Annotated in this window: 21 protein-coding genes; 3 read left to right on the top strand and 18 right to left on the bottom strand. The window is 70.4% G+C overall.

The genetic code is table 11. The annotated features are described in order from the left end of the window. Window positions 1-243: 243 nt before the first annotated feature. The 15 genes from ABT170_RS37030 to ABT170_RS36960 form a co-directional block, all read right to left on the bottom strand. Entirely contained in the window at window positions 244-3942 is a 3699-nt protein-coding gene (locus tag ABT170_RS37030) for a LysM peptidoglycan-binding domain-containing protein (RefSeq protein WP_351874964.1), read from the bottom strand. 8 nt (window positions 3943-3950) lie between these two features. Further along, entirely contained in the window at window positions 3951-4406 is a 456-nt protein-coding gene (locus ABT170_RS37025) for a pilus assembly protein TadG-related protein (RefSeq protein WP_351874961.1), read from the bottom strand. After that, window positions 4403-4837 carry a TadE/TadG family type IV pilus assembly protein gene (locus tag ABT170_RS37020; RefSeq protein WP_351874958.1) on the bottom strand — a complete coding sequence of 145 codons (435 nt, stop codon included), beginning with the start codon at window positions 4835-4837 and terminating at the stop codon, window positions 4403-4405. The genes ABT170_RS37025 and ABT170_RS37020 overlap by 4 nt, the downstream gene beginning before the upstream one ends. Beyond that, entirely contained in the window at window positions 4834-5238 is a 405-nt protein-coding gene (locus ABT170_RS37015) for a TadE/TadG family type IV pilus assembly protein (protein WP_351874955.1), read from the bottom strand. The genes ABT170_RS37020 and ABT170_RS37015 overlap by 4 nt, the downstream gene beginning before the upstream one ends. Continuing rightward, window positions 5238-5468 (bottom strand): hypothetical protein, encoded by a 231-nt coding sequence (locus ABT170_RS37010; protein ID WP_351874952.1) that lies wholly within the window; start codon window positions 5466-5468, stop codon window positions 5238-5240. The genes ABT170_RS37015 and ABT170_RS37010 overlap by 1 nt, the downstream gene beginning before the upstream one ends. 19 nt (window positions 5469-5487) lie before the next feature. Then, window positions 5488-6387: a type II secretion system F family protein gene (locus tag ABT170_RS37005; RefSeq protein ID WP_351874949.1), complete on the bottom strand. Its 900-nt coding sequence runs from the start codon at window positions 6385-6387 to the stop codon at window positions 5488-5490. After that, window positions 6384-7283, bottom strand: coding sequence for a type II secretion system F family protein (locus ABT170_RS37000; protein ID WP_351874946.1), 900 nt, complete (start codon window positions 7281-7283; stop codon window positions 6384-6386). The genes ABT170_RS37005 and ABT170_RS37000 overlap by 4 nt, the downstream gene beginning before the upstream one ends. A gap of 2 nt (window positions 7284-7285) precedes the next feature. After that, window positions 7286-8815, bottom strand: a complete 1530-nt coding sequence (locus ABT170_RS36995) for a TadA family conjugal transfer-associated ATPase (protein ID WP_351874943.1) — start codon at window positions 8813-8815, stop codon at window positions 7286-7288. Further along, window positions 8799-9668 carry a CpaE/TadZ family protein gene (locus ABT170_RS36990; RefSeq protein ID WP_351874941.1) on the bottom strand — a complete coding sequence of 290 codons (870 nt, stop codon included), beginning with the start codon at window positions 9666-9668 and terminating at the stop codon, window positions 8799-8801. The genes ABT170_RS36995 and ABT170_RS36990 overlap by 17 nt, the downstream gene beginning before the upstream one ends. 1 nt (window position 9669) lies before the next feature. After that, window positions 9670-10356, bottom strand: coding sequence for a CpaB family protein (locus ABT170_RS36985; protein ID WP_351874938.1), 687 nt, complete (start codon window positions 10354-10356; stop codon window positions 9670-9672). Between the two features lie 28 nt (window positions 10357-10384). After that, window positions 10385-11383 (bottom strand): hypothetical protein, encoded by a 999-nt coding sequence (locus ABT170_RS36980; RefSeq protein WP_351874936.1) that lies wholly within the window; start codon window positions 11381-11383, stop codon window positions 10385-10387. Then, window positions 11377-11973: a hypothetical protein gene (locus ABT170_RS36975; protein WP_351874933.1), complete on the bottom strand. Its 597-nt coding sequence runs from the start codon at window positions 11971-11973 to the stop codon at window positions 11377-11379. The genes ABT170_RS36980 and ABT170_RS36975 overlap by 7 nt, the downstream gene beginning before the upstream one ends. Window positions 11974-12061: 88 nt before the next feature. Continuing rightward, window positions 12062-12580, bottom strand: coding sequence for a helix-turn-helix domain-containing protein (locus ABT170_RS36970; RefSeq protein ID WP_351874930.1), 519 nt, complete (start codon window positions 12578-12580; stop codon window positions 12062-12064). Between the two features lie 266 nt (window positions 12581-12846). After that, a complete protein-coding gene (locus ABT170_RS36965) occupies window positions 12847-13245 on the bottom strand; it encodes a hypothetical protein (RefSeq protein ID WP_351874927.1) in 399 nt (132 codons plus the stop codon). A gap of 172 nt (window positions 13246-13417) precedes the next feature. Beyond that, entirely contained in the window at window positions 13418-14137 is a 720-nt protein-coding gene (locus tag ABT170_RS36960) for an NUDIX domain-containing protein (RefSeq protein ID WP_351875094.1), read from the bottom strand. Between the two features lie 359 nt (window positions 14138-14496). On the opposite strand from ABT170_RS36960, the gene ABT170_RS36955 reads away from it, so the two are divergent. After that, window positions 14497-14988, top strand: a complete 492-nt coding sequence (locus ABT170_RS36955; protein WP_351874924.1) for a hypothetical protein — start codon at window positions 14497-14499, stop codon at window positions 14986-14988. A gap of 83 nt (window positions 14989-15071) precedes the next feature. Here the strand turns inward: ABT170_RS36955 and ABT170_RS36950 are convergent, their stop codons facing one another. Further along, a complete protein-coding gene (locus tag ABT170_RS36950) occupies window positions 15072-16778 on the bottom strand; it encodes a DUF4209 domain-containing protein (protein ID WP_351874921.1) in 1707 nt (568 codons plus the stop codon). 297 nt (window positions 16779-17075) lie between these two features. Between ABT170_RS36950 and ABT170_RS36945 the strand changes: the two genes are divergently transcribed. Further along, window positions 17076-17639 carry an outer membrane protein assembly factor BamB family protein gene (locus ABT170_RS36945; RefSeq protein ID WP_351874918.1) on the top strand — a complete coding sequence of 188 codons (564 nt, stop codon included), beginning with the start codon at window positions 17076-17078 and terminating at the stop codon, window positions 17637-17639. A 161-nt stretch (window positions 17640-17800) separates the two neighbouring features. After that, complete coding sequence (locus ABT170_RS36940) at window positions 17801-18385, top strand: outer membrane protein assembly factor BamB family protein (RefSeq protein WP_351874916.1); 585 nt, start codon at window positions 17801-17803, stop codon at window positions 18383-18385. Window positions 18386-18546: 161 nt separating this feature from the next. Here the strand turns inward: ABT170_RS36940 and ABT170_RS36935 are convergent, their stop codons facing one another. Beyond that, window positions 18547-19266, bottom strand: coding sequence for a hypothetical protein (locus tag ABT170_RS36935; RefSeq protein ID WP_351874913.1), 720 nt, complete (start codon window positions 19264-19266; stop codon window positions 18547-18549). Continuing rightward, window positions 19263-20234 (bottom strand): hypothetical protein, encoded by a 972-nt coding sequence (locus ABT170_RS36930; protein WP_351874910.1) that lies wholly within the window; start codon window positions 20232-20234, stop codon window positions 19263-19265. The genes ABT170_RS36935 and ABT170_RS36930 overlap by 4 nt, the downstream gene beginning before the upstream one ends. Window positions 20235-20584: the final 350 nt, after the last annotated feature.

Raw genomic sequence — 20584 nt, 5'->3', positions numbered from 1 at the left:
TCCGCGGGTTCGTGGGCACGCGTGATCCTCTGGCCTGCGGCGTCCGAGTCCGTGAGCAATACCGATGCCTCGTTTCAAGACGCGATCATGAGCAATCCGGGCCCTCAGCAACGGACTTCGCGCCCGATCGACCCGGCAAGCCGCAGGTCGCGAGATCCATTGCTCACCGAACCGCGCAATTGTTCATTCATTGCCCATTCCACGGGTCCGTTGTCCATCGAGACGCGGAACCTACACCGGTTCTCACGCACTCGCCGCCGCCAGCAGCGAATTGAGAAGTGCCACCGTCTCGGGGGAGTTGTCGAGCCCGGTCTCGGTCGCGATCCTGTTGAGCTGATGGGCGGTGCGCTCGATGCCGGCCCGGTCGCCGGTCTCGCTGTAGATCTGGAACAGGTCGCGGTACAGCAGTTCGGCCTGGATGTCGCAGGTCAGTCCGACGGATGCGGCGTTCGCCGCGGCCCGGAAGTCGCGGGCGGCAGTACGGCGCACGGCGAGCTCGTGGGCGACGTCCACGGTGGCGGAGATCATCTCCTGGATGTCGTGCTCGGCCCACACGTAGCGGCTCTGGTCGATGCCGGAGAACGGCCTGCCACGGACGAGGGCCAGGGCGTGGGCGAGCGCGGTGTCGGCGTCCTCACCCTGGCGGTGCATGCCCTGGCGGTAGAGGTCCTTGAACTGGTGCCAGTCGGCGGTGACGTCCTCGCTGAACGTGTAGACGCCGTTGTTGATGGGCGGCAGGTAGAAGCTGTCGGGAGCGTCGGCGGGGAGGCGGGGATCGCGTCCGAACCAGGCCCGCAGCTTGCTGATGAGGGCGTTCCGGGTGCCCGCGAGCATCCGCTGGCCTGGCCAGATTGCTTCGTCGAGTTCGCGCCGGCCGTGGCCGGGGTGCAGGACGAGCCATGTTGCGATCTCGGTGAGTGTGTTGCGCCGGTAGGACTCGACGCGGCCGAGGGCTCCGGCCACGTCGACCGAGCCCAGGACGCGGATCTGCGGGGCGGCGGGTGGGTCGGGCGGCGTGTTCAGCGCGGCGAGCACGCTGGAGGTGACGGCGGTGACCCGGGCCAGGGGCGGTTCCGGAGCCTGCACGGTGGCCGGCACGGGTGCGAAGGCGTCGTCTTCTTCCCCATCGCCGACGGCGGCGTCGGCAAGGGCGCGGGCGGGGTCAGCGGAGTCGGGTTCTTCGGTGTCGGAATCGGTGACGTCCTGCGGTACGTCGAAGGGGGAGTGGCCGTGCCGCTCGTCGAGGACTTCGGCGAAGACGTCGTCGAAGTCCACCGGGGCCTCGCCGTCAGGGTCATCAGGAAGCGTCGGCTTGTTCATGACTACCGGGGCGGGCGCGTCCGGGTCGCTGACGGCGGCGCTCAGGGCGCTGTTCTCTTCCGCAGCCCACGGGTCCTCGGACGGGTACGAAGCCGCTTCGGCCGGGAAGTCGTCGTCCGTCGGCGGGCTCTGCAGAATCGCGGGCCCGTTCTGCGGGTCGATCCCGATGCCGGCGGCCTCCGGTGACAGGCCGTTGTCGGGGTCCGGTTCCGGCCCGTAGTCCGCGAATCCGTCGGCAGCGTCGCCGGCCGCCTGCGGGGCCAGTGCGGTGAGGTCGGGCAGAGCTACGGCGGAGTTGCCCGCGGAAGTGGTGGTGACGTGGACTTGGACGGGTGGCACCGGCGGGCTGCCGGCGGTGGCCTGCGGGGTGAGACCCGAGTCGTCGGGCCCATCCGGTTCGTTGGGGAGCGGCCCGTTCGGTTCTGCGGTCCATGCGGGGGCGGGGGCGTCGGCGGTGCTGTTGGCTGTGGCCAGCAGTTCCAGCAGCGGGGCGTACGCCTCGGCTTCCAGGCGCTGCAGGGTGACGGTCAGGTCCAGGCCCGGCAGTTCGACTTCGGCGCCGGGGGTGGCCGGCACCAGCCAGGTGCCGGGTAGCTCCAGGGCGCTCTCGGTGGCGGTGATCACGGCGAGTGCGGTGCGTGGGCGGGAGGAGAGCAGGTCGGCCAGGCCCTCGGCGTGCTGTCCGGTGGGGGCCGTCGGGCACATGAGGACCTGGGGGGTCCAGGTGTCACCGCCGTCGGTGGCCAGGCGGGCGGAGAGCAGGCTGTCCGCGCCGGCCGTGTCCAGGGCGCCGCGCTGGAGGGCGTCGTGCGCGTGCAGTTCGTCGAGCGCGGTTGCGAGGGCTTCATGGTGATGGACGCGGGCGGGGAAGACGTTTTCGAGCTCGGCGCCGAGTCCGGACAGCAGCAGGGAGGTGTCGTCGGTGAGCGCGGAGGAGGCGAGCTCGACCGCCAGTCCGAGCATGATCGCGGCCACATCCTGGGCGCTGCCTTGGAGTTGGAGGAGACCGATGCTTTCCAGGTTGACCAGAACCGGGTCGCCATCGGGGGTCTCCCCGATGCTGACCAGCCCCGGGTAGGGGGCGTTGATGTCGCGGGCTTCGTCGGTGGACAGCAGTGCGGCGCCTCGGCCGGGGCACCACCACAGCGAGGGGTTGGACTCGCTTTCGGTGAAAGGGGCGATGGCCGGGGCCGGAGCTGAGAGGTGCAGTTCGAGGCCGCGGGCATCGAGCCGGGCTGCTTCGATTTCGGGCAGGGGCCGGCCGGTCCGGGCGCAGTTCGCGGCCAGCGTGCGCAGGGCCTGGTGGAGCAGGTCGAGGCCGTCGGCGAACGAGGTGTTGCGCAGTTCCTGCTCGAGGTTGGCGCTGGGCGTGTTCTGGGCGGGCATCGGGATGCGCCGCTTGTGGCGGCGGCGGCGCTGCTGGTGGGCTCGGCGCGCGCCGAGCGCGGCCAGGACGGCGGCGGCGAACAGGCTCGTGACGGCGGCCGCGGTGACGGCGATGCTCGGGCCGTCGTCCTGGGGCGCGGGCTCGGCCGCTGGCGTGGACTGCTCGGGGGCAGGGTCGGCGGGGGAGGAGGGCATGGGGTCCCGGTTGGTGTCGGAGCCGGCGGCATCGTGGTCGGGGGGTTCGGGTTGCCGGGACGGGTCCTTCGTGTCGGCGTCCTGGTCTGTCTGGGGGTCCTGTTCATCAGTGGGGTGTTTGTCGGCGGGCTTGTCCTGTGAGGGGGCGGAGCCGGTCTGGGGCAGGGCCAGCTTCCAGCCGGGGAAGATCGTGTCGGGGTCGGTGAACGTGCGGCCGTCGTCCTGCTTGTGGCCCTGGTTGAGGCGGGCGATGTCCATGTAGTCGGCGGCGTCCCCGAGCTCGTTCTCGGCGATCTCGGAGAGTGTTTCCCCGGTGCGCACGGTGTGTTCGCTGTGACGGGCGTCGGAGGGCTCCGCTTGCTGGTCCTGCTGCTTCCAGTCCTTGGGCATGAGCAGTTTCCAGCCTGGTTGAAGGACGCCGCGCGCGGAGAAGGTCGTGCCGTCGGTCATGGTGCGGCCGTCGTTGGCCTGGGCGATTTCCGTCCAGCGCCCGGCGTCCCCGAGTTCCTGCAGGGCGATCTTGGTGAGGCTGTCCCGGGGCTGGACGGTGTAGCTGGTGGAGGTGGCGGCCGCGGGAGCGGACTGGGGTGCGCTGGAGGGCACGGACTGCGGTGCTGCGGTGGAGACGGCCGGCGCGTGCGCGGGTGCGCCGTTCGATGGTGCGGCCATGGCGGCCTGGGCGGGCAGCAGGAGCAGGACACCGCCGACGAGGGTGGCCGCCAGCCGCTGGACACCCATGGAGGGCATGGTCAGGCTCGGCCGGCCGCGCAGCTGGGCGGGGATTTCCATCAAGGTGCACAGGGCGAAGACAGCCCAGCCGATCCAGCCGCCCGCCATGACCACGGCGAAGAACGGTGCGCCGAGGTTGCGGGACGTCATCAGGGCGGTGATCTCGTCGAGGGAGACCCCGTGGGGCAGGAGCACGCTGGTGAGGAACCACAGCAGGGCGGGCACGCCGACCAGCAGCGCGAGCAGGGCCAGCAGGCTGGCCAGGCCGCGCAACAGGTTGACGGTGAGACTGCGGGATCGGCGGGGTGTCATAACGGGGTTCACTCCTCAGGTGCGCCGACGCCGTGGAGCAGTTCGGCCGAGGCGTGGCCTTGGACGTCCAGCGAGGGCTGGCCGAGGATCTGCAGGAAGACGGTGGGACGTTGGGTGGTGACGTCGACGGTGATGGTGGTGCCGTTGCCATCGACGGTGACCGTGCCGTCCACACTGGCGGCACTCAGGTAGCGGCGGGCTTCGGCGGAGGCTTTGCCCGGATCCAGGACGACGGCGTCGCCGGGGACCGCCTGGGCGGGGTCGATGGCCTGCGCCCCGGCGCGCGCCGCTTCGGCGGCGATCGCGTCGGCGTGCTCGATGTCGCGGAGCTTGCCGCCCAGGTCGTAGGTGATTCCGAGCATGACCAGCAGCGGGATCACCATGAGGATCCACCACAGCGACAGAGAGCCGCGGTCGGTGCGCATCGGGGCGAGGAGCGTGCGAAGACGCGGCAGGTGGTTCATCGCTGGCGGTACCTGTCGATGACGGAGGTAAAGGACGATTCGACCGTCTTGGAGCCGAATCCGGGTCCCAGGTCGGCAAGTTGCACCGTGCACCGCACGCGCGAGGTGACCGCCCCGTACTGGCCCAGCGGCGCGGAGAACCCGGAGGTGTCGACGGTGACCGACGTGCTGGAGCAGTGCAGCTTGCTGTCGTCGAACGCCGACTGCGCTGCCGCCCTCGCCCGCGGGTAGGCCTCGCCCGCGGTACGCGCGAGGGAGGCCTCGCGGGCAGCGTCGGCGGCCGCGGCATCGACCGCGTTGCTTGAGGTGATGATGCGTCCGGCGACCATGGCCAGCGCGAAGAACAGCAGGGCGGCCGGCACCCACATGACGAACTCGACTGCGATGCGGCCCTCGTCGTCGGCCAGCTTCCGGCGCACGGGTGCGCTCACGGGTTGGACCACCTTTCCACCGGGCCGGTGGCGTGCTCTCTCACGGTGATGTTCAGGCCGAGCACGGACTGGGCCTTTCCGGTCACGGTGAACTCGATGCGCTCGGCGCCGCTGGTGACGCTGACCCGCGGGCTGAGCAGACTGTCCGGGGCCCGGGCGAACAGGGCGTCGGCGCGCGCGAGGCCCTCGTCGGTGGAGCTGCCGTAGCCGCGGGCACCGGCGATCGCCTCGCGTGCGGCGGTAGTCGCCAGGGTCTTGGCGTAGTAGATGTTGCAGGCCTCCGCGAGCAGGAGAGCGATCAGGAGTGCCGCCGGAAAGATCATCAGAGCCTCCAGTGACGCGTCACCGTCGTCCTTGCGCAGCCGTCTCGCCACGCGGCGCAGCCACGCAGATCGGGGCATCACAGCCCCGTCATTCCATCGAGCTTGGCCTGGCCCAGGACCTTGAACGCGGCTATGGCGATGGCGGCGAACGCCACGACCCCCACGATCCACATGATCATGCTGATGTTGTTATCGCCCCGTTCGCCGTCCTCACGCAGTTCGTCCAGGTGCTGGTGGAGGGACGTGGTGAGACGGAGCACGGCGGCGTGGACGGTGACGGCGATGCGCAGGTTCAGGTCGTTGATCACGGTGGTGCTCCCTTGCTGTTCAGACGGAGAAGATGCGCGCTACGGCCGGGAAACCGAAGAAGACGAGCAGCACCATGGACAGCAGGGTCACGGGCACTACGAGGCTTTCGGAGGCGGCGTTGGCGCGGGCCTGGTCGTCGGCGGCCTGTTCGTCGGCGAGGCTTTCGGCCCGACTGCGCAGGGTGGTGTAGATGGCGGCACCGTCGGTGCCGGCGCTGCTGACGATGTCGGCGATGTCGGCGGCGGCCGGTACGTCGAGTTCGTCGGCGATCTGCCGCAGTGCCTCCCAGGCGGGCGCCCGGTCGAGGCGGGCGCGCAGCAGGGCGGCGCGCAGGCGCTGGAAGGGCCAGCCGCTGCCGACTTCGGCGGGCCGTTCCAGGGTGTCCTGGGCGCCGGCGCTGGATACCCGTTCCATGGCGGCGAGTTCGGCGTACGCCATGATCGCCTGGGTGGCCTCGGCTCGGGCGCGGGTGGCGCGCTTGGCGAGTTGGGCGTCGGGAACGAACCACATTGCTGCGCCGGTCAGCAGGCCGACCAGGCTGGACAGGATGATGGGGAACTGGATGCCGGCCATTGCGACGATCAGCGTGAACAGGGAGGGCAGGAGAAGCCCGACGGCGAAGTGCAGCAGCTTCGCCCCGAACAGCTCCCCGACCGATTCGCCGACGAGGTTCAGGTTCTTGACGGGGATGGTGATGCCGGGCAGGTGACGCACCCGTTCGGCGACGGCGTCACCAGCGCGGGTCAGGGCAGGGGGCTCGTCACCGGACGTGTGGGACCGGGGAGCGGCGGCGGTTCCGTGCAGGCGCTCCAGGGCGGGGCCGAGGGCGGGGCCGGACGGGAAGAGCTCGCGTACGAGCAGGAACAGGCCGGCGCCCATGCCGGCGCCGATGAGCAGGGCAAGGGCGAGCGGGGTCACTTGGCCACCTCCGTCTGGTCGACCGGCTGGGCGGAGGATGCGGCGGGGGCGCCGGTGCCCATGAAGCCCGGCAGCGTGACGGTGGTCCCCAGCCGGTTCATCCACCAGAACAGAGCGACGACCGCGGCCATCAGCACCAGCATGACTATCATTCCCAAGGGGGTTCCGTATGGTGCGACCTGCTCCTTGTTGAAGGAGGTGGCGATGACGACGACGACGGTGATGGCGCAGATCCAGCGGACCGTGGTGCGGTGCTTGGCCCGTTCGGCCTCGGTGTCGCGCCGGCGGCGGACGATGTCCTTGGTGCGGCTTCCCAGGTCGGACAGGACGTCGGCCAGGCCCGGACCGCGGTCGCGGATGCGCAGCAGCAGGGCCGCGGCGACGAGGTCGGCCCGCGGATCGCCAAGGGCCCGGGCGAACGCGGTCAGGGCCTCGCGCGGCTCCATCCGCGAGTGCAGCCGTACCGCCAGGTCGGCGATCTCCCGCTCGATCGGCTTGGGCGCGGTGCGCACCGATGTGGCGATCGCGTCCTCGATGCCGATGCCCGTCTTCACCAGGTCGGACAGCCGCTTGGTCCACTGGGCGAGCGCCTCAAGGCGCTCGATCTGCTCGGTGGCGTTCTTGTTGGGGCTGAGCAGCCAGGGCAGGAAGAACACGGCGAGGGCCATGATGAAGGCGGAGGGCAGCCAGCCGGTGACGGCCCAGATCAGCATGCCGCCCGCGGCCGCGCCTCCGATCTGAAGGCGCAGGATGCGGCGGGCCCGGGGCGGCCGGGCCTGGCGGACCTTCACCGGGCGGGCACTGGTCGGTGCGGGGGTGCCCCGCACCCCGGCGATCAGGAGGAGCAGGCCCATCACGGAGCCGGCGGTGGCGAATCCGGCGATCAGCATTCCCATGCTCAGGCCACCTTGCCGTTCGGTCGGGACGTCCAGGCCCCGATGTTCTGGTAGGTGGAGAGCCACTCCGGGTTGAATCCGGCGCGGAGCAGGTCGTCGAGGCAGGCCGGCTGGATGCCCGTGGGCACGGCCCGGCCGTCGGGACCCGGGGTGAAGATGCGGTTGAAGGCCGGGGCCCCGGTGAGTTCGCTGAACTCGCTGGTGACTTCCAGGACCTGGTTGACGAAACGTTCCTTCCGTCCGCCGTGCTCGGTCTGGTCGTCCATGTGGATGTGTACGACGAAGTCGAGCGCCATGCCGGAGGTGAGGTAGGCGAGTTCCTGGGTCATGCCACCGCCGTGCTGGATGCACAGCTGGGCGATCCGCGCGAACACCGCGTCAGCGCGCTTGACGTGGATGGTGCACATCGAGCCGCCCTCGCCGGCGCTCATGGCCTGCAGCATCGGCACGATCTCCCGTGAGCGGACCTCGCCGACGATCATGCGGCGCAGCATCATGCGCAGCGACGGCGCGATCAGGTCGGCCAGTTCGATCTCACCGGCGTCCCGCCCGTCGACCCGCTCGCCGTTGCCCTCCCGCGCCTCCATCGGCACGACCTGCTGCAGGTGGCCGACCTCGTGGAGAAAGAGCTCGTACTCGGTCTCCAGGGTCCCGACCCGCTCCTGGGGGTCGATCTCCCGGGCGAGGGCGATGAGCATGGTTGTCTTCCCCACCCCCTGCGTTCCGCTGATCATGATGTTCTTGCGGGCGGTCATCGCGGCGCGCAGGAAGTACATCAGGCTCGCGTCGATGGTGCCGAACTCGACGAGCTTTTCCAGGCTGGCGTCGCGCACCCGCTGCTTGCGGATGACGACGTAGGGGCGCGGGGTGACTTCGGTCAGGGCCTGAAGGCGCGAGGTGTCCGACAGGCGCAGGGCCAGGGTGGGGGAGGCCTTGGACAGGCTGCGCTCACCGGCGCCGTGGCGCCGGGCGAGCATCTGCAGCAGCTCGACGAGTTCCTCGTCGGACTCGGCGATCGGCGCGACCTTGCGGTTGGGCTGGCTCGCGTAGTCCACCCACACGTCGTCGCACCCGTTGATGAGGATGTTCTCGACGCTGTCGTCGTCCAGATAGGGCTGGAGCCGGCCGTGGGCGAACTGCAGGTCGAAGAGGGCCTGGGCCAGGCCCGTTTCGTCCGCGGAGGTCGGAGAGATCTGCCGAGATGCGGAGAAATCGGCTGCCCAGCGGGCCACGAGGTCCTGGATGAGTTCCCAGCCGCACTGCTCGGCCTCCTCGCCCGTCATCTCCTTGCCGGCCGATTCCTTGTAGGCCTGGTACTCCGGCGCCATTCGCGTGCTGAGTTCGTCGCGCAGCGCGCGCACGGTGCCCCAGTCCCACAACGCCGCGCGCCCCGCAGCCGTGGGCGCGCCGGGGAGCACAACGGGGCCGGAGGCCACGGGAGTGGAGTCGCCGCGGCGCGGGGCGGCGGGAGAGAACTGCCCGTGGCCGGAGGAGTCCGGCCCGGGGAAGAGCGGCCTACCTCGCTGTGTCATGAGTGGCTCCCTTCGTGGTCAGGCGGCGCAGGAGGGTGGTGGGGCGTTGCTCGGCCGGGGCGTGCAGGCGCAGTTGCTCCTGTACGGCCAGGGCCTGGAGGGTGCGGGACATCTCGGCGGCTTTGCGCATCAGCGGCGTGTTCGCGAAGCCGCGCCCGCCGTCCCCGCCGTGGGTCAGCACGCGGGCGGTCTTCTCGTCAAAGGGCAGCTCTGCGAAGACCGGCAACTGCAGCTCCTCGGCGATGTCGCGCGGCCGGAACTGTCCTTCGCCGATCACCACCAGTCCGATGCGGCTGCTGTCGCGTCCGTGCATCTGCAGCGCGGCGCGCAGGGCGTCCACCCGGGGCTTGGCCGCGTGTGCGGCGCGCAGCGTGCCGCGGACGACGACCAGCGTCAGGTCCGCGCTGCGGGCCAGGGCGCTGGCCGCGCCTGCGGCACCGGAGCGGCCCAGGTCGACCAGGAGGTCGTATCCGGGTTCGCGCTGTTCGAGGTCGCTGAACAACTGGCTGAGGCGGGGCCACGTCTGGTGCAGTCCCACGGCCTGGGCCGGGCTGATCAACCCGGGGAGCAGCAGCCGGTTGGCGTCTGCCTCCGGCTCGGACAGGTTGAGCAGTTGCTGCCAGAACACCTCCTCCAGATGGCCGCGGCGGTCGGCGGTCTGCAGGTGGTGCAGGCCGCGGTCGCCGAAGACGCGCGACTCGAGGTAGCCGGCGGCCACCGACCCGCCGTCGGGGTCGCATTCGGCCAGCACCACTCGCCGCCCGTTCGGCAGAGGCCACGTGAGCAGGGCCGAGAGCGCGGTGGCGGTGACGCCGGGCCCGCCGCTGGCGCCGCAGAACGCGATGACAGTCATCTCAGCCCTCCACCGGAACGATCACCAGGGAAACCTCGCCGGAGGCGGCCCAGGTGGCCAGCCGAATCCCGTCGAGCGCGCTGACCGCGAGATCGACCACACGGTCGCCGCTGTTGTCCGCGCTTCCCACCTCGATGACGGTGGCCTGCAGGGTCTGGCCGGCCGTCTTGTCGTCGTCCGCGGCTCCCGTCGCCGACTCCTTGGGTGTGTGGATCACCTTGACCGTCTGCCCGGGAGTCAGCCGGGTCGCCGGAAGCCGTGAGGACGCCAGCGACACCCCCACGAGCTGCTCACCGGCTTTGACCAGCGGCTCGTCGGTGACCGACGAGCGGGTCATCAGGCTGCCGCGTGACAGGCCCACCGTGGTGCGCTTCCCGATCAGCTTGTTCAGGTCCGCGGCCGGCACCGGCTTGAGCGCCGGGTCGGTGGCGATCTGCGCCTCGATGAGGTCCTCGGCCTTGAGCTCCGCGCCCATAGGCACATCCCGGGCGACGGCGACGACCGGCTCACGGTGACTGGTCACCGTGTACAGCCAGCCGCCGGCGCCTCCGCATACACAGATCACGGCCACACCGAGCGCGATCCAGCTGGACCTGCGGCGGCGGACGACGGGTTGGCGTACCAGCGGCTGCGGGGCGGGTGCCGGTCGTGTGGTGTCGGGGTCTGACGGGCTGGGTGCGGTGCTCATGGACGGCTTCCTTCAGGGTGCGGGAGCATCAGGGCTTGGCGACGGCCTGGGCCTCGCCGATGGTGATCTGGGCGGGCTCGGCGACCCGCGTGGTGGTGATGTCGCCCTCCTGGCCGCCGCCGGCCCAGTGGACGGTCCAGGTCGTGATGGCCGTGACGGTGAAGGCCTTGTCCGGCTGGGAACTGGACGTCTTGGTGTAGCGGTAGCCGCAGTCAGGACTGGGCTGCCCGCCGAAGCGCTTCTCGTACGGCGTTCCTGCTGTGGTGCACTCCTTGGAGCCGCCGTCGCCCATCGTGTACGCGATCTTCTTCACGTTGGCGGTAGCAGTGACCGTGATCCCTGGTGCGGATGCGCTGGCGGTCATCGGGCCCCAGGTTCGAGGGGTCTTGTTGTTCCAGATCCACACCGGCATGCCGACCAGGCCGGCCTTTCCCGCCTTGGGGGCGCTGCCGATGTCGGCGCCCAGGAGCCGCATCTTCTTGATTGCTTCCTGGGCGAGTTCCTCGGCTGTCGGGCCGCCGCCGAAGCCCGGCGGGTTCAGGCTCCAGGTGGAGCCGCCCATGAGTTCACGGCCGGCGCCGGGGCAGGTCACGTTGTAGACCTTGCCCTTGGCGCGCGCAGCATCGTCGCCGGGTGCCGCGGTGCCCCACTCCCAGTCGGCGGCGTCCTTGGCCGGCTGCGGCTCCAGGATCTCCCAGTAGCACTGGCCAGCCGGGTTGAACCAGCCCATTTCGGGGTCGTGACAGGGGACTTCGCCGATGTCGTCCCACTCGATGAAGCACTTCGCGCTGCCCCCGGTGCCCCCGCCGCCCGGCTTGCCGCCAGGCTTGTCCGGCTTATCAGGCTTGTCCTGGCTGCCGCCACCACCTGCGTTGAGGTCGCAGTCGGGGACCAGATCGGGGCACTCGACGCCTCCGCCGGGCTTGTCGCCGTCGACTGCGGCCACCCCGGCAGTCAGGCCCAGGTGGAACGGCACGAGGACTGCGGCGGCCGTGAGGAGAGTCCCGCGGCCGCGCAGGCTCAGCATGTCGACCCCTTGTCGATGGTGGAGTCGGTGATCATCCACTTCCCGCTGCCGTACTGAGCCTTGGAGGTCTGCACCTTGCGCCGGCTGTCGCCGGCGAGCTCGGACTTCTTGCCCGTCTTGCTGTTCTGAGGAACGAAGTGAGTGCTGTCCACGCAGTCGACGATCGTCGCGCTCTTCGAGTCGCCGCCCAGCGAGAGCGTGACCTTCGGGTCGTCCTTCAGCTTCGGCTCGCCCTTCACCACCAGGTCGTTGTTCTGGTAGTAGAAGGCCGCTGCCCGCACCTTCGCCAAGGCCTTGTCTGCGGCGTACTTCTCCAGCTGAGCGCCCTTGAACGAGCCGCTGCCGTAGATCTTGACCTGCTCCGTCCACATGCCGCGGTAGGCGGCCAGCACCTGCTTCCGGGCCTCCTCCTCCGGGCCGGCCGAGGGCGATGTGCTGGTGGCAGCCGGGGCGGACGGCGTCTTCCGTGCCGGGGCGTCCGAACCGCCGCCGCAGCCCGCCAGGAGCATCACGGCGCACAACCCTGCCGCCGTGGCGCCCGCGCGCGTCGTGACGGTCTTCGGAACGTTTACCTCGAAAGACGGTGCCATGGGCATATTCCCCTCAATTGTGGTCGTGGAAGTGCGCCGTGCGGCACACCCGGCACTGACCGGATCTACGCGATGGGGCGCGTGCGAGCTAAGGAGCGTACGTGGTCAACAGGGGCCTCGGCATGGTCATTTCGCGCTGGCGCATCCTGGGAGCAGGAGCCGAGAGAGCTGTACGGCGTGTGTGGACGGCCGAGCGGGCCACCACCTCGTACGGTCTGTGGAGCGCGTCGGCCGCCCGTGCCAGGACCGGAGCCTCCGCTGCCGCGAGACCCCGCTCGGTCCGGGACCAACGGGCCTGCGGCAGCCCCAGCATCCGTGCCAGATCCCGCTGCCGGATCCCGGCCTCGACCCGCAGACGGGCCAGATCCGCAGCGTCGACCGGCACGAGCAGCGCGCGGACCTCGACGCGCAGCGCCCTCGCCAGTGCCGTCAGCGTGCTCAGCTGGGGGGTACGGCGCCCGAGTTCGTACAGGCTGATGTGTGCCGCGCTCAGGCTGGGCTCGTCCCGGGAAGCCGCCTGCGCCAGGCCCTCCCGGGACAGCTGCGCAGCCGTGCGTTCGCTCAGCAGTGAGACCGGAGCGAAGTCGGTCACCCCGCGACCGGCCACCGGCACGTCCTTCCTGGGCGCGCCCGGCCCCCTGCAGCGCGCTCCTGATCGCTGCGGCCAGTTCGGACGCATGTGAACACATATGACACCCCCTCGGCACGTAACAGACCAGCTCTCAACCACCGCCGTCTGTCGTGAATCTGAGCGGTGATCACCCCGAATCTGACACCGGACTCCATACCCGTCAAGATGCTTTTGTGATGGTTCTTCCGTTTTGACTCTTCGGGTCTGTGCACGGCACCGACGTCCGCTGAGCAGCACGGATGTCACTCCGGCGCCGCGGCCGTCCGGGCCCGCTTGCGGCGCGCCACGTTCTGCTTCACCGCGGCACTCGTCGCGGCCGCCCGCCGGTGCGCCGCCTCGATGACGGAGAACGAGGCAAGGGCCGCATACAGGCATGCGGCAATGCCCGTGCAAAACGCTCCGACAGCGGCGGGCAGCACCAGGAGGCGCCCCCACGGGGCTGGCAGGTAGATCGTCGTCAGCAGCGTGCCGACGAGACTGACGGCCAGCAGCGTGAAGAGCATGGCCCGGCACACGGCGCGCGCCGTGCTCAGCTCGGCGAGCGGCTTTCCCCCGCCGGCTCCGCGCCACAGCAACCGGCGCAGGCGAGCGAATCGGAGTCGCCGGACGGGAGCCGGTCCGGCGTGTTCTGACTTGTCCATACGAGACTCCTTGGCATTGGCGGGAACGTGCCGACCGCATAGAGGTGTGCGCGGCGGCCTCCGTGTGACATCCGGGAGGGGGAAATCTGCATGCCCCGGACGAGGACCTGCTCCCGAGAGCAGGCGCTTGCGCCGGCGGCGCGCACCGGGCCACTGGTGGCCCTGGCCTGAATCACGCCGCCAGCACCGCACCGGCGCCTTTCGACCGCGGGTGCTCCGCCCGTGATGGGCACGGGCGGAGCACCTGATCGGCGGTGCCGTCAGAGGGGCCCGGGCTGTACCTACACCGGCACGGTCCCGGCGCGCTCTCCAACCGGTGCGCGGTGACGGGACTGGACCAGCGCGAGCGCCGCCAGGTCACGCCGCAGGTGATCCGGCCCTCGGACAGCCACCGGGGCAGTTCCTCGGGCGTGACCCAGACGGGTTCGGTGAGGGACTCCATGGCTTCGGGCTGGGCGGGCTGCGCCGTCGCGGCGTCCACCTGCGCGACGAAGACGTGGATCGGGGAGGCGAGGATGCCGGTGTCCGCATGGATGACACCCAGCGGGCGGACGGTCTGGCTGACCAGCCCTGTTTCCTCGCGTAGTTCGCGGGCGGCGGCCGCTGCGAGTCCCTCGTCGCCCTCGGCGCCGCCCCGCGGGAACTCCAGGGACGCGGCGTGGACGGGGTACCGGTAGGAGGTCACGAGGGCGTATCCGCCAGGGCCGACGGGCACGACTACGACACCCTCCTGGTTCCACTGCCATCGCAGGTACTGGCCGGTAGAACCGGAGGGGGCGATCACGTCGTCGTTGAACAGGGTGCCGAAGCGGTTACGGAAAACGGCCACTTCCCGGACACGCCGGATGGGTGGCGGAGCGATGAGGGACTGCACGGACCTCGGTCCGGTCATGGTGGTCACTGGCCTCCTTCGGGGATCTCCAACGCCCATAGAGGTGTGGAAATCAGGCGGCGTGTGACATCGATGGAGCATGTTTCTCACGAGGTGGTGGTGGCCGGCGTGACGCGTCGCAGTGAAGGTGGGGCGATTTCCGCCGGTGGCTGACGGCTGCCCTGCGATGCATGGCCCTCCCCTGTTCCAGAGATGAGCGGTCTGGCTCCCCCGTCCGGAGCGCTGACTGCGGCACCGCGTCGGTTCGAGGCAGCACCTAACCGCCCGGCACGCTCGCATTCTCTGAACAGCAGCAGGCCAACCTGCTTAATGTGCCTACCACTTGTCCCAATCGCCGATCCGACCTGACGGAGCTTGTGTTGCCTACCGACCCTGAGCGCGAGCGCGCCGAAATCCTGCTGCCGGCCATGGCCCGCGCCCTGGGGCGCATCCGGTACCTCGCCCACGACGTGCCCGACATCGCCGACGTGCTCGACACCATGGACCGGTCCATAGCTGATGGCACCGCCATCCCGGTAGACCAGGTTCCGGAGGCGACTGGAACGGCCAAGTCCCCGAGCGAGAGCGAGCGCGCCCTGGACGCGCTCCTGTCCCGGGCGTTGCTCAACATGCCGGACGGCCTGACGGCAGGCCTGCCCGGCAGCGATGTCGACGCAGCAGTGGAGCAGGAGTTCCAGACCGCCTGGCAGAAGGCCGCCGAGGCCGTCGCCACCGGTGAGCTGAGCCAAGCCACCTCGATACTCCAGCACACCTCGTACCCCTCACTCGCGCGCATCGAGAACGGGCTGGCGAACTGGGCCCACTGCTTGGAGGCGGCCAAGTTCCGACGGAACCCACCCGAGCGCACGTGACCCCTCTGGGGTCGCGACCACCGCCTGGTCGGACCGGTCCCCGGTGAGTACACGACTGGGAGATCGCCAGTCCCGGAACCCGTCTAGGGTGCGGGCCGGGCCATCGGCGCGAGCGTTCGATAGCCGTGTGCGTGGCTGAGCAGGTAAATCGCTGCCTGGAGGATGAGCGCGACGCGGTGCTTGGGTGGGGTATCGATCAAGCCGTGGCAGACGTTGTTGCGCAGGTTCATGCCGCGGTCGGGGTCGATGAGGAGAAGCTCCAGGGCTCGGCTCCAATCCGCAGGATACCCGGCGGCCGGCATGCTGCGAATGAGCCCGCCCAGCTGGTCGACGGTACCGGGTGTCTGGCCCTTGGCCACAGACACGATCGGAACTCGGGGGCGCAGGAGCTGCCTGAGGATCTGCTCGACCTGGGGCAGGGCGATGCACGCGGACGCGTCGAACTCCCCCAGCCAGAAGTACCGGAAAGCGTGGGCGAGGGTTCGGGCGCGCGGCTCGGGCAGCACAGTGCCGTGGGCCAGGGCGGCGATCAGCTCGGCCTCGGCGGGTACGAAACGCTCCTGGATGTGGTCGAGCTGATCGGCGGTGAAAATTCCGAGGGCGTCCAACACGCGGACCTGCAGTTCGACGGTGTGGTCGTCGTCGGCGGCGGCGGGCGGGGTGACCTGGACAGGCCCCACGGTGTTGATGCGCGTGCGCGGAATCCGCAGCAGCCCCTCCTGCTCGCGCGCGTCGTCGGCGCGCTCGCGCATCGCCGGATGGACGTCTTCCGTGGTTCGCCACAGGGCATCTCGCAGGTCTGCGGCGGCGTCGATGTGCGCGCGCGTCATCTCGAACAGGGCACGCGGGATCTTGAGTTCGCGACCAATGCGAGTCCATCCCAGAGAGTTTGGGTCGGTGTGCTGCAGGGCCATCTCAGCACGCACCCGCAGCTCCGGCAGGCCCAGATCGCGTGCTTCGGTCGCGGCCCGGGTCAGCAGATGCAGGCGGCGGAACCCGGTGTTGACGTCGGCATCGGCGGCGTCGAGGAACGCGTTGACGATCGCGGTGTCGATGTCAGTTCGGCGGGGCCCGGATGTCACCTCTCCCCGCAGCAGCTTGAGGAAGTCGACCTGGGCGTACACATCGCTGGCGTAACGATGCGCGGCGCGTTCCGCGAGGCCCGTGATGTCGTAATCCTGGGTGCGCAGCCCTTGCAGAAGACTGTCCACCACCCTCGGTTCGTCCTCGGGGTCGCCCAGGACACGTTCCGCCAGAGCGACCATGCTTTCGGTGGCGTGCTTCCGCAGGTCGGACTGGTTGAAGGTTCGGGCGAGCTCTCCGGCCCAGCGCAGACACTCGGTCGCGAGTGCCAGCCCGGGGACACGTTCGGGGGCGGCGAGCAGAAGCGGCGCCGCGCCCAGATACCCGGAGGCGGCGCCCCGGATGCGATCGGGCTTGTGGCCGTGTCCTGCGACCAACAGCAGATGATGGAGCCGGCCCCGGACAAACGGGTCGCTCACGGCATCGGCGTACATGCTCCAGATCTTGAGCTGGTCGGCTGTGACCTCGGGCAGACTCACAGACCAAGGCCTGCGCGGGCCGCCGAAGAACGTCCCGGTGAAGCCCTGTGCCTTCCCGGTCCCAGGAAGGCGGAGGCGCAGCGCAGCGAGCAGGGCGGCGCGCTGCTCGACGGCCGTGTTCGTGTCGATGTCCGCGGCCGCCAGCACGAGGGCCATGGCCTCATAGGAGACGGCATCCTTCGCCGCTTCCATGAGCGCGCCGAGAACGTCCGGGTCGACCTGCGGCATAGGAGTCTCGCTTCCGTCGTCGCCAGTATGGGCACGACTCCAGACCGGGCCCCACCGTTTTTCTCAGGCCGGTTCTGCAGCGGCCATGCGGAGCACGCGAACTTCCCGTTCACGCCCACCACCCGCGGGGCACCGAACTCGTCGGCTTCGGGCCCGGCAGGAGCTTGGTCCAGCCGCATGGGTGGCGGCGCCGACCGACGTGCTGCGCCGGTCGGTCGTCTGCCGGGGCGGGAGCGCGCTGTCGACATCGCCCGTGAATGTAGCCCGCGGTCCGCGGCCGTCGCTTAGCCTGCCCCGATGCGTACACCGGGGGGACAGCAGGAAATCGGCCGCCGCCAGGCCCTGAAGTTGGCGACCGGTGCGGTGGGTGGGCTCGCCATCACCACCTCCGCGTGCACCGTCCTCGGCGGTGCTCCGGAGGAGGCCAAACCGCCGATCCGCAAGCCGCTGTGGACCTTCGTCCTGCCGGACAAGGACGGCATTGGCCAGGTCCTGGACGGCCCGCCGGTGCGTCACGACGGCGTGCTCTACGTCAGGTCGAAGGAGGACGGGCTGTACGCGATCGACGCGGTCACCGGCCGCCGGCGCTGGCACGCGCCGTTGGCCGGCGCCCTCCCCGGCGCACCGGCCGTGTTCGTCGCTACGGACGGCGGCGCCGTGCAGGCGCTGCGCACCGCGGACGGCGAGCAGATGTGGCACCAGGCCCCGGGACGCCGCCTGAGCAAGCCCGGTGCGGGGGCTGTGTGGGTCAGCGGCTCCGTCGCCCTGGTCAGCTTTCTGCCGTTCACCTATGACGATGATCCTGACCCGCCGTCCAGTGTCCTGTACGCACTCGACACGAGGAACGGGGACCTGCTGTGACGCGCCGACGCCTCGCTCCTTGAAGTGCGTGACGGCCTTGCGTACGTCACCCCGCCGGATGAGAGCCTGACGGCGCTCGACCCACGCACCGGCGTGGTCCGCTGGTCGGCGCCCCTGGAGAAGCCGGGGGCCGGTGCACTCTGGACGCCTTCGCCGCGGGGTTGCTCTTCGGGCGTAACGGCAACGTCGGCATCGGCTCGAAGCTGGTGGCGTACGACCCGCGCACCGGTGCCGTCCGCTGGACGGCACCGGCGGCGCACGCCTCGGTGCCGGTGGCGTCGGGCGACACCGTCTATATCAGCGCGCCGGGCCGCGGCAGGGGCGACGAGCAGCGGCTGCAGGCCTTCGACGCCACGTCGGGCAAGCGCCGCTGGACCGCGCCGGCCTTCTCGACCACGCTCAACGAAAGTCCAACCATCGCCGCTGACAGGGACGGTGCGTATCTGAGCTGGAGCGAGGACAGCAGCTTCGACGAGGACCGCACGACGCTGCGAGCGTATGCCGCGCGCACCGGGCATGAGCGTTGGCGAAGTGAGCGCCCCGACTCCTCCTACGCGGCGGACGCAGCCCCCGGGAATCGCCTGTTCATCAGCTACCTGGAGGACTGGTACTGCCACGACACCCGCACCGGCAAGGCCCGCTGGCGCGTGAGCGCGGGAGAGAGCACCTCGGGGCCTCCGCCGCTCGCCGCCGATGGGCTGCTGTACTTCGCGAACGACAGAGGCATACACGCCCTCCGTCTCTGAACCCGCCACTGCCCGCGCTACGCACCTTCAGCAGATGGTGAAAACGCTCCACCGTCGACGAGGAACGGGACAACCGACCTGCGACCTCGCCGTGAACTCAAGAACAGCCCTGCCAAACTGCGCCCCCGCCGGCCACGCCGTCCGGGCATGAACGGCGGAGCTCAGGAGAGGAGCTGGCGCAGCCCGCTCATGACGCCGGCGTCGGCGCCTTCGAGGATGAGCGCCAGTTGCGGGAACAGAAGCAGGGCTGCCACCTCGGCGGGTGCGTAGAACCAGGCATCGTCCGCAGGGAGCCCGGCGAGCGGGGGCGCCTGCAGGGTCAGCCGGCCGTGCCGGTCGGTGTAGATCGCTGGGGCAGTCGGGAAGTCGACGGTGCCCGCCCGGCTGATGGCCCGGACGAGCCGCCCTCCGCGTCCGCAGCTCAACGCAGTTGTCTTTCCCGCGGAGATCTGCCGTTGGAGGGTGTCGTGAGCGAACCCGTGGGCGGGAAACGGGTACACCCGCATCCGCTGGAACAGATCGGCGTTCACCGACTTGGTGACGTCCGGGGCACTGTCGAGGAGCGCGACCGGCTTCACCGCGATGCTTGCGCCCGACTTCGTAAGGACGTCATCGCTCTCCAGGGCCCGCCGCATCACACCGACCAGGTCCGCGCGCACCGCGGACTCGGAGGCTTTCGTGCCCGACGCCTGCGTCCACTTCACCGGGTCGACATTGACGGTGATCTGAGCGGAGGCCTGGACGCCGAACAGAACGGAGTTCACTCTCCCGAGATCGCTGACGGCCTGGTCATCACCGCACGCTCTCGGGCGGGGCCCCTCGTCGTGCCGCTGCTCGGCCCGGTGAGGGGCCGCGGCCGCGTACTGCGGCGTGGTGATCACTTAAGGGTCCCCTCGAAGATGAGGCGGGCGCCGCGCTGCTCCGCCTCGATGGTCACGGCGCCCGGAACGGTACGCGAGGGCACCGAGACGCGGACGGTCTCCGTGGCAGTGCGGCGCGGTGCGATGGGCGCGTCCCCGTAGCCGAGTCCGGCGGACGCGGTGTCCGCAGTGGCGAGGTCGGTGCCGACCAGGACCCGCAGCGTCACCCCCATGCCTGAACGGGGCTCGTCGTCAGCGTTGCGCACCGACAGCTCGAGAGTCGCCTCACGTCGGCCGCCCTTGTCCGCGGCCAGCTGCAGCGGGGAGACCCTCACGCCGTCCGGCGACCACTGGCCGAGCTCGATGGCCGAGTCGGCGGCCGCGGTGGCCGCGGGTGTGGGCGCGGTGCCGGCCCGGGAGCCAGGCAGGAGCCCCTCGAAGAACACGGCGTCGGCCTCGGCCAGGCCGGCCTGAGTGGCCTCGAGCGTGACGGTGGCCCGCTGGCCTGCACTCTGCGGTGGAACGGCCACCCCCAGGTCGGCGGTGAACGTCGCTCCCGGCTTGACCTTGGTGCCGGCGTCCGGCTCGGGGAAGCCGGCCAGGGACTTGTCGGTGAACGGCACTGTTGCGAGCCCGAGCTCGCCCACGCGGACGGTCGCCGCGGTCTCGGGCAGCAGAGCGATGTCGGTACCGGTGTTGGTGAGGTCCACCTGCACACGAGCGGCGGACCAGCCGGCGGGCACGGAGTCGCCGGCCGGCGGGGTTGCCGCCTGCAGCGGACGTACGGTCGCCTTCCACGCGCCGTCGGCGAGCTGCTGCTCCGTACCGAGGGGCGCGATCCCGTCGGGGAGGCCCGCCGGGCTGGACGCGGCCTGCCGCGGGGCCCCGGCGGGGCCTGCGGACGCCGGCGCATCGTCCTGGCTGCATCCGGTGAGGACGAAGGCCAGGAGCGCCGCGGCGCACGTGCCGACCAGAGGGGCGGTCTTCATTGCAAACTCCGTTGATGAGGGCTGAATTGTGGCAGCAGTAGGGATCATGCCAAAGCATGGGATCCGCTCGACAGGCCCATTCGCCCTGCATCAGTCCGCGCCCGGAGATGTGGCCGGATTTAGCCTAGGGGGCGCGGGCAGGGAGGGGGAGCCCGTCGGACGGGGTGCCGGAGGACTGACTGGAGATGGTGACTCCTGCGGTGCGAGTGATCCGGTTCCGTGAACGGCTGCGGGGGGAGGCTGCGCAGCTGCGCAGCCTCCCCCCCCCCCCCCGGCGGGGGTTGGGGGGGGTGCGGGGGTGGGGGGGGGGGGCACGCAGTATAACAAGATGCCGGCGGCAAGCGAGACCA

This window comes from Streptomyces sp. NPDC001787, assembly GCF_040297465.1.
GTDB lineage: Bacteria > Actinomycetota > Actinomycetes > Streptomycetales > Streptomycetaceae > Streptomyces.
The sequence above is the reverse complement of the archived record's forward strand: the minus strand, read 5'-3'. Positions and strand labels throughout refer to the sequence as shown.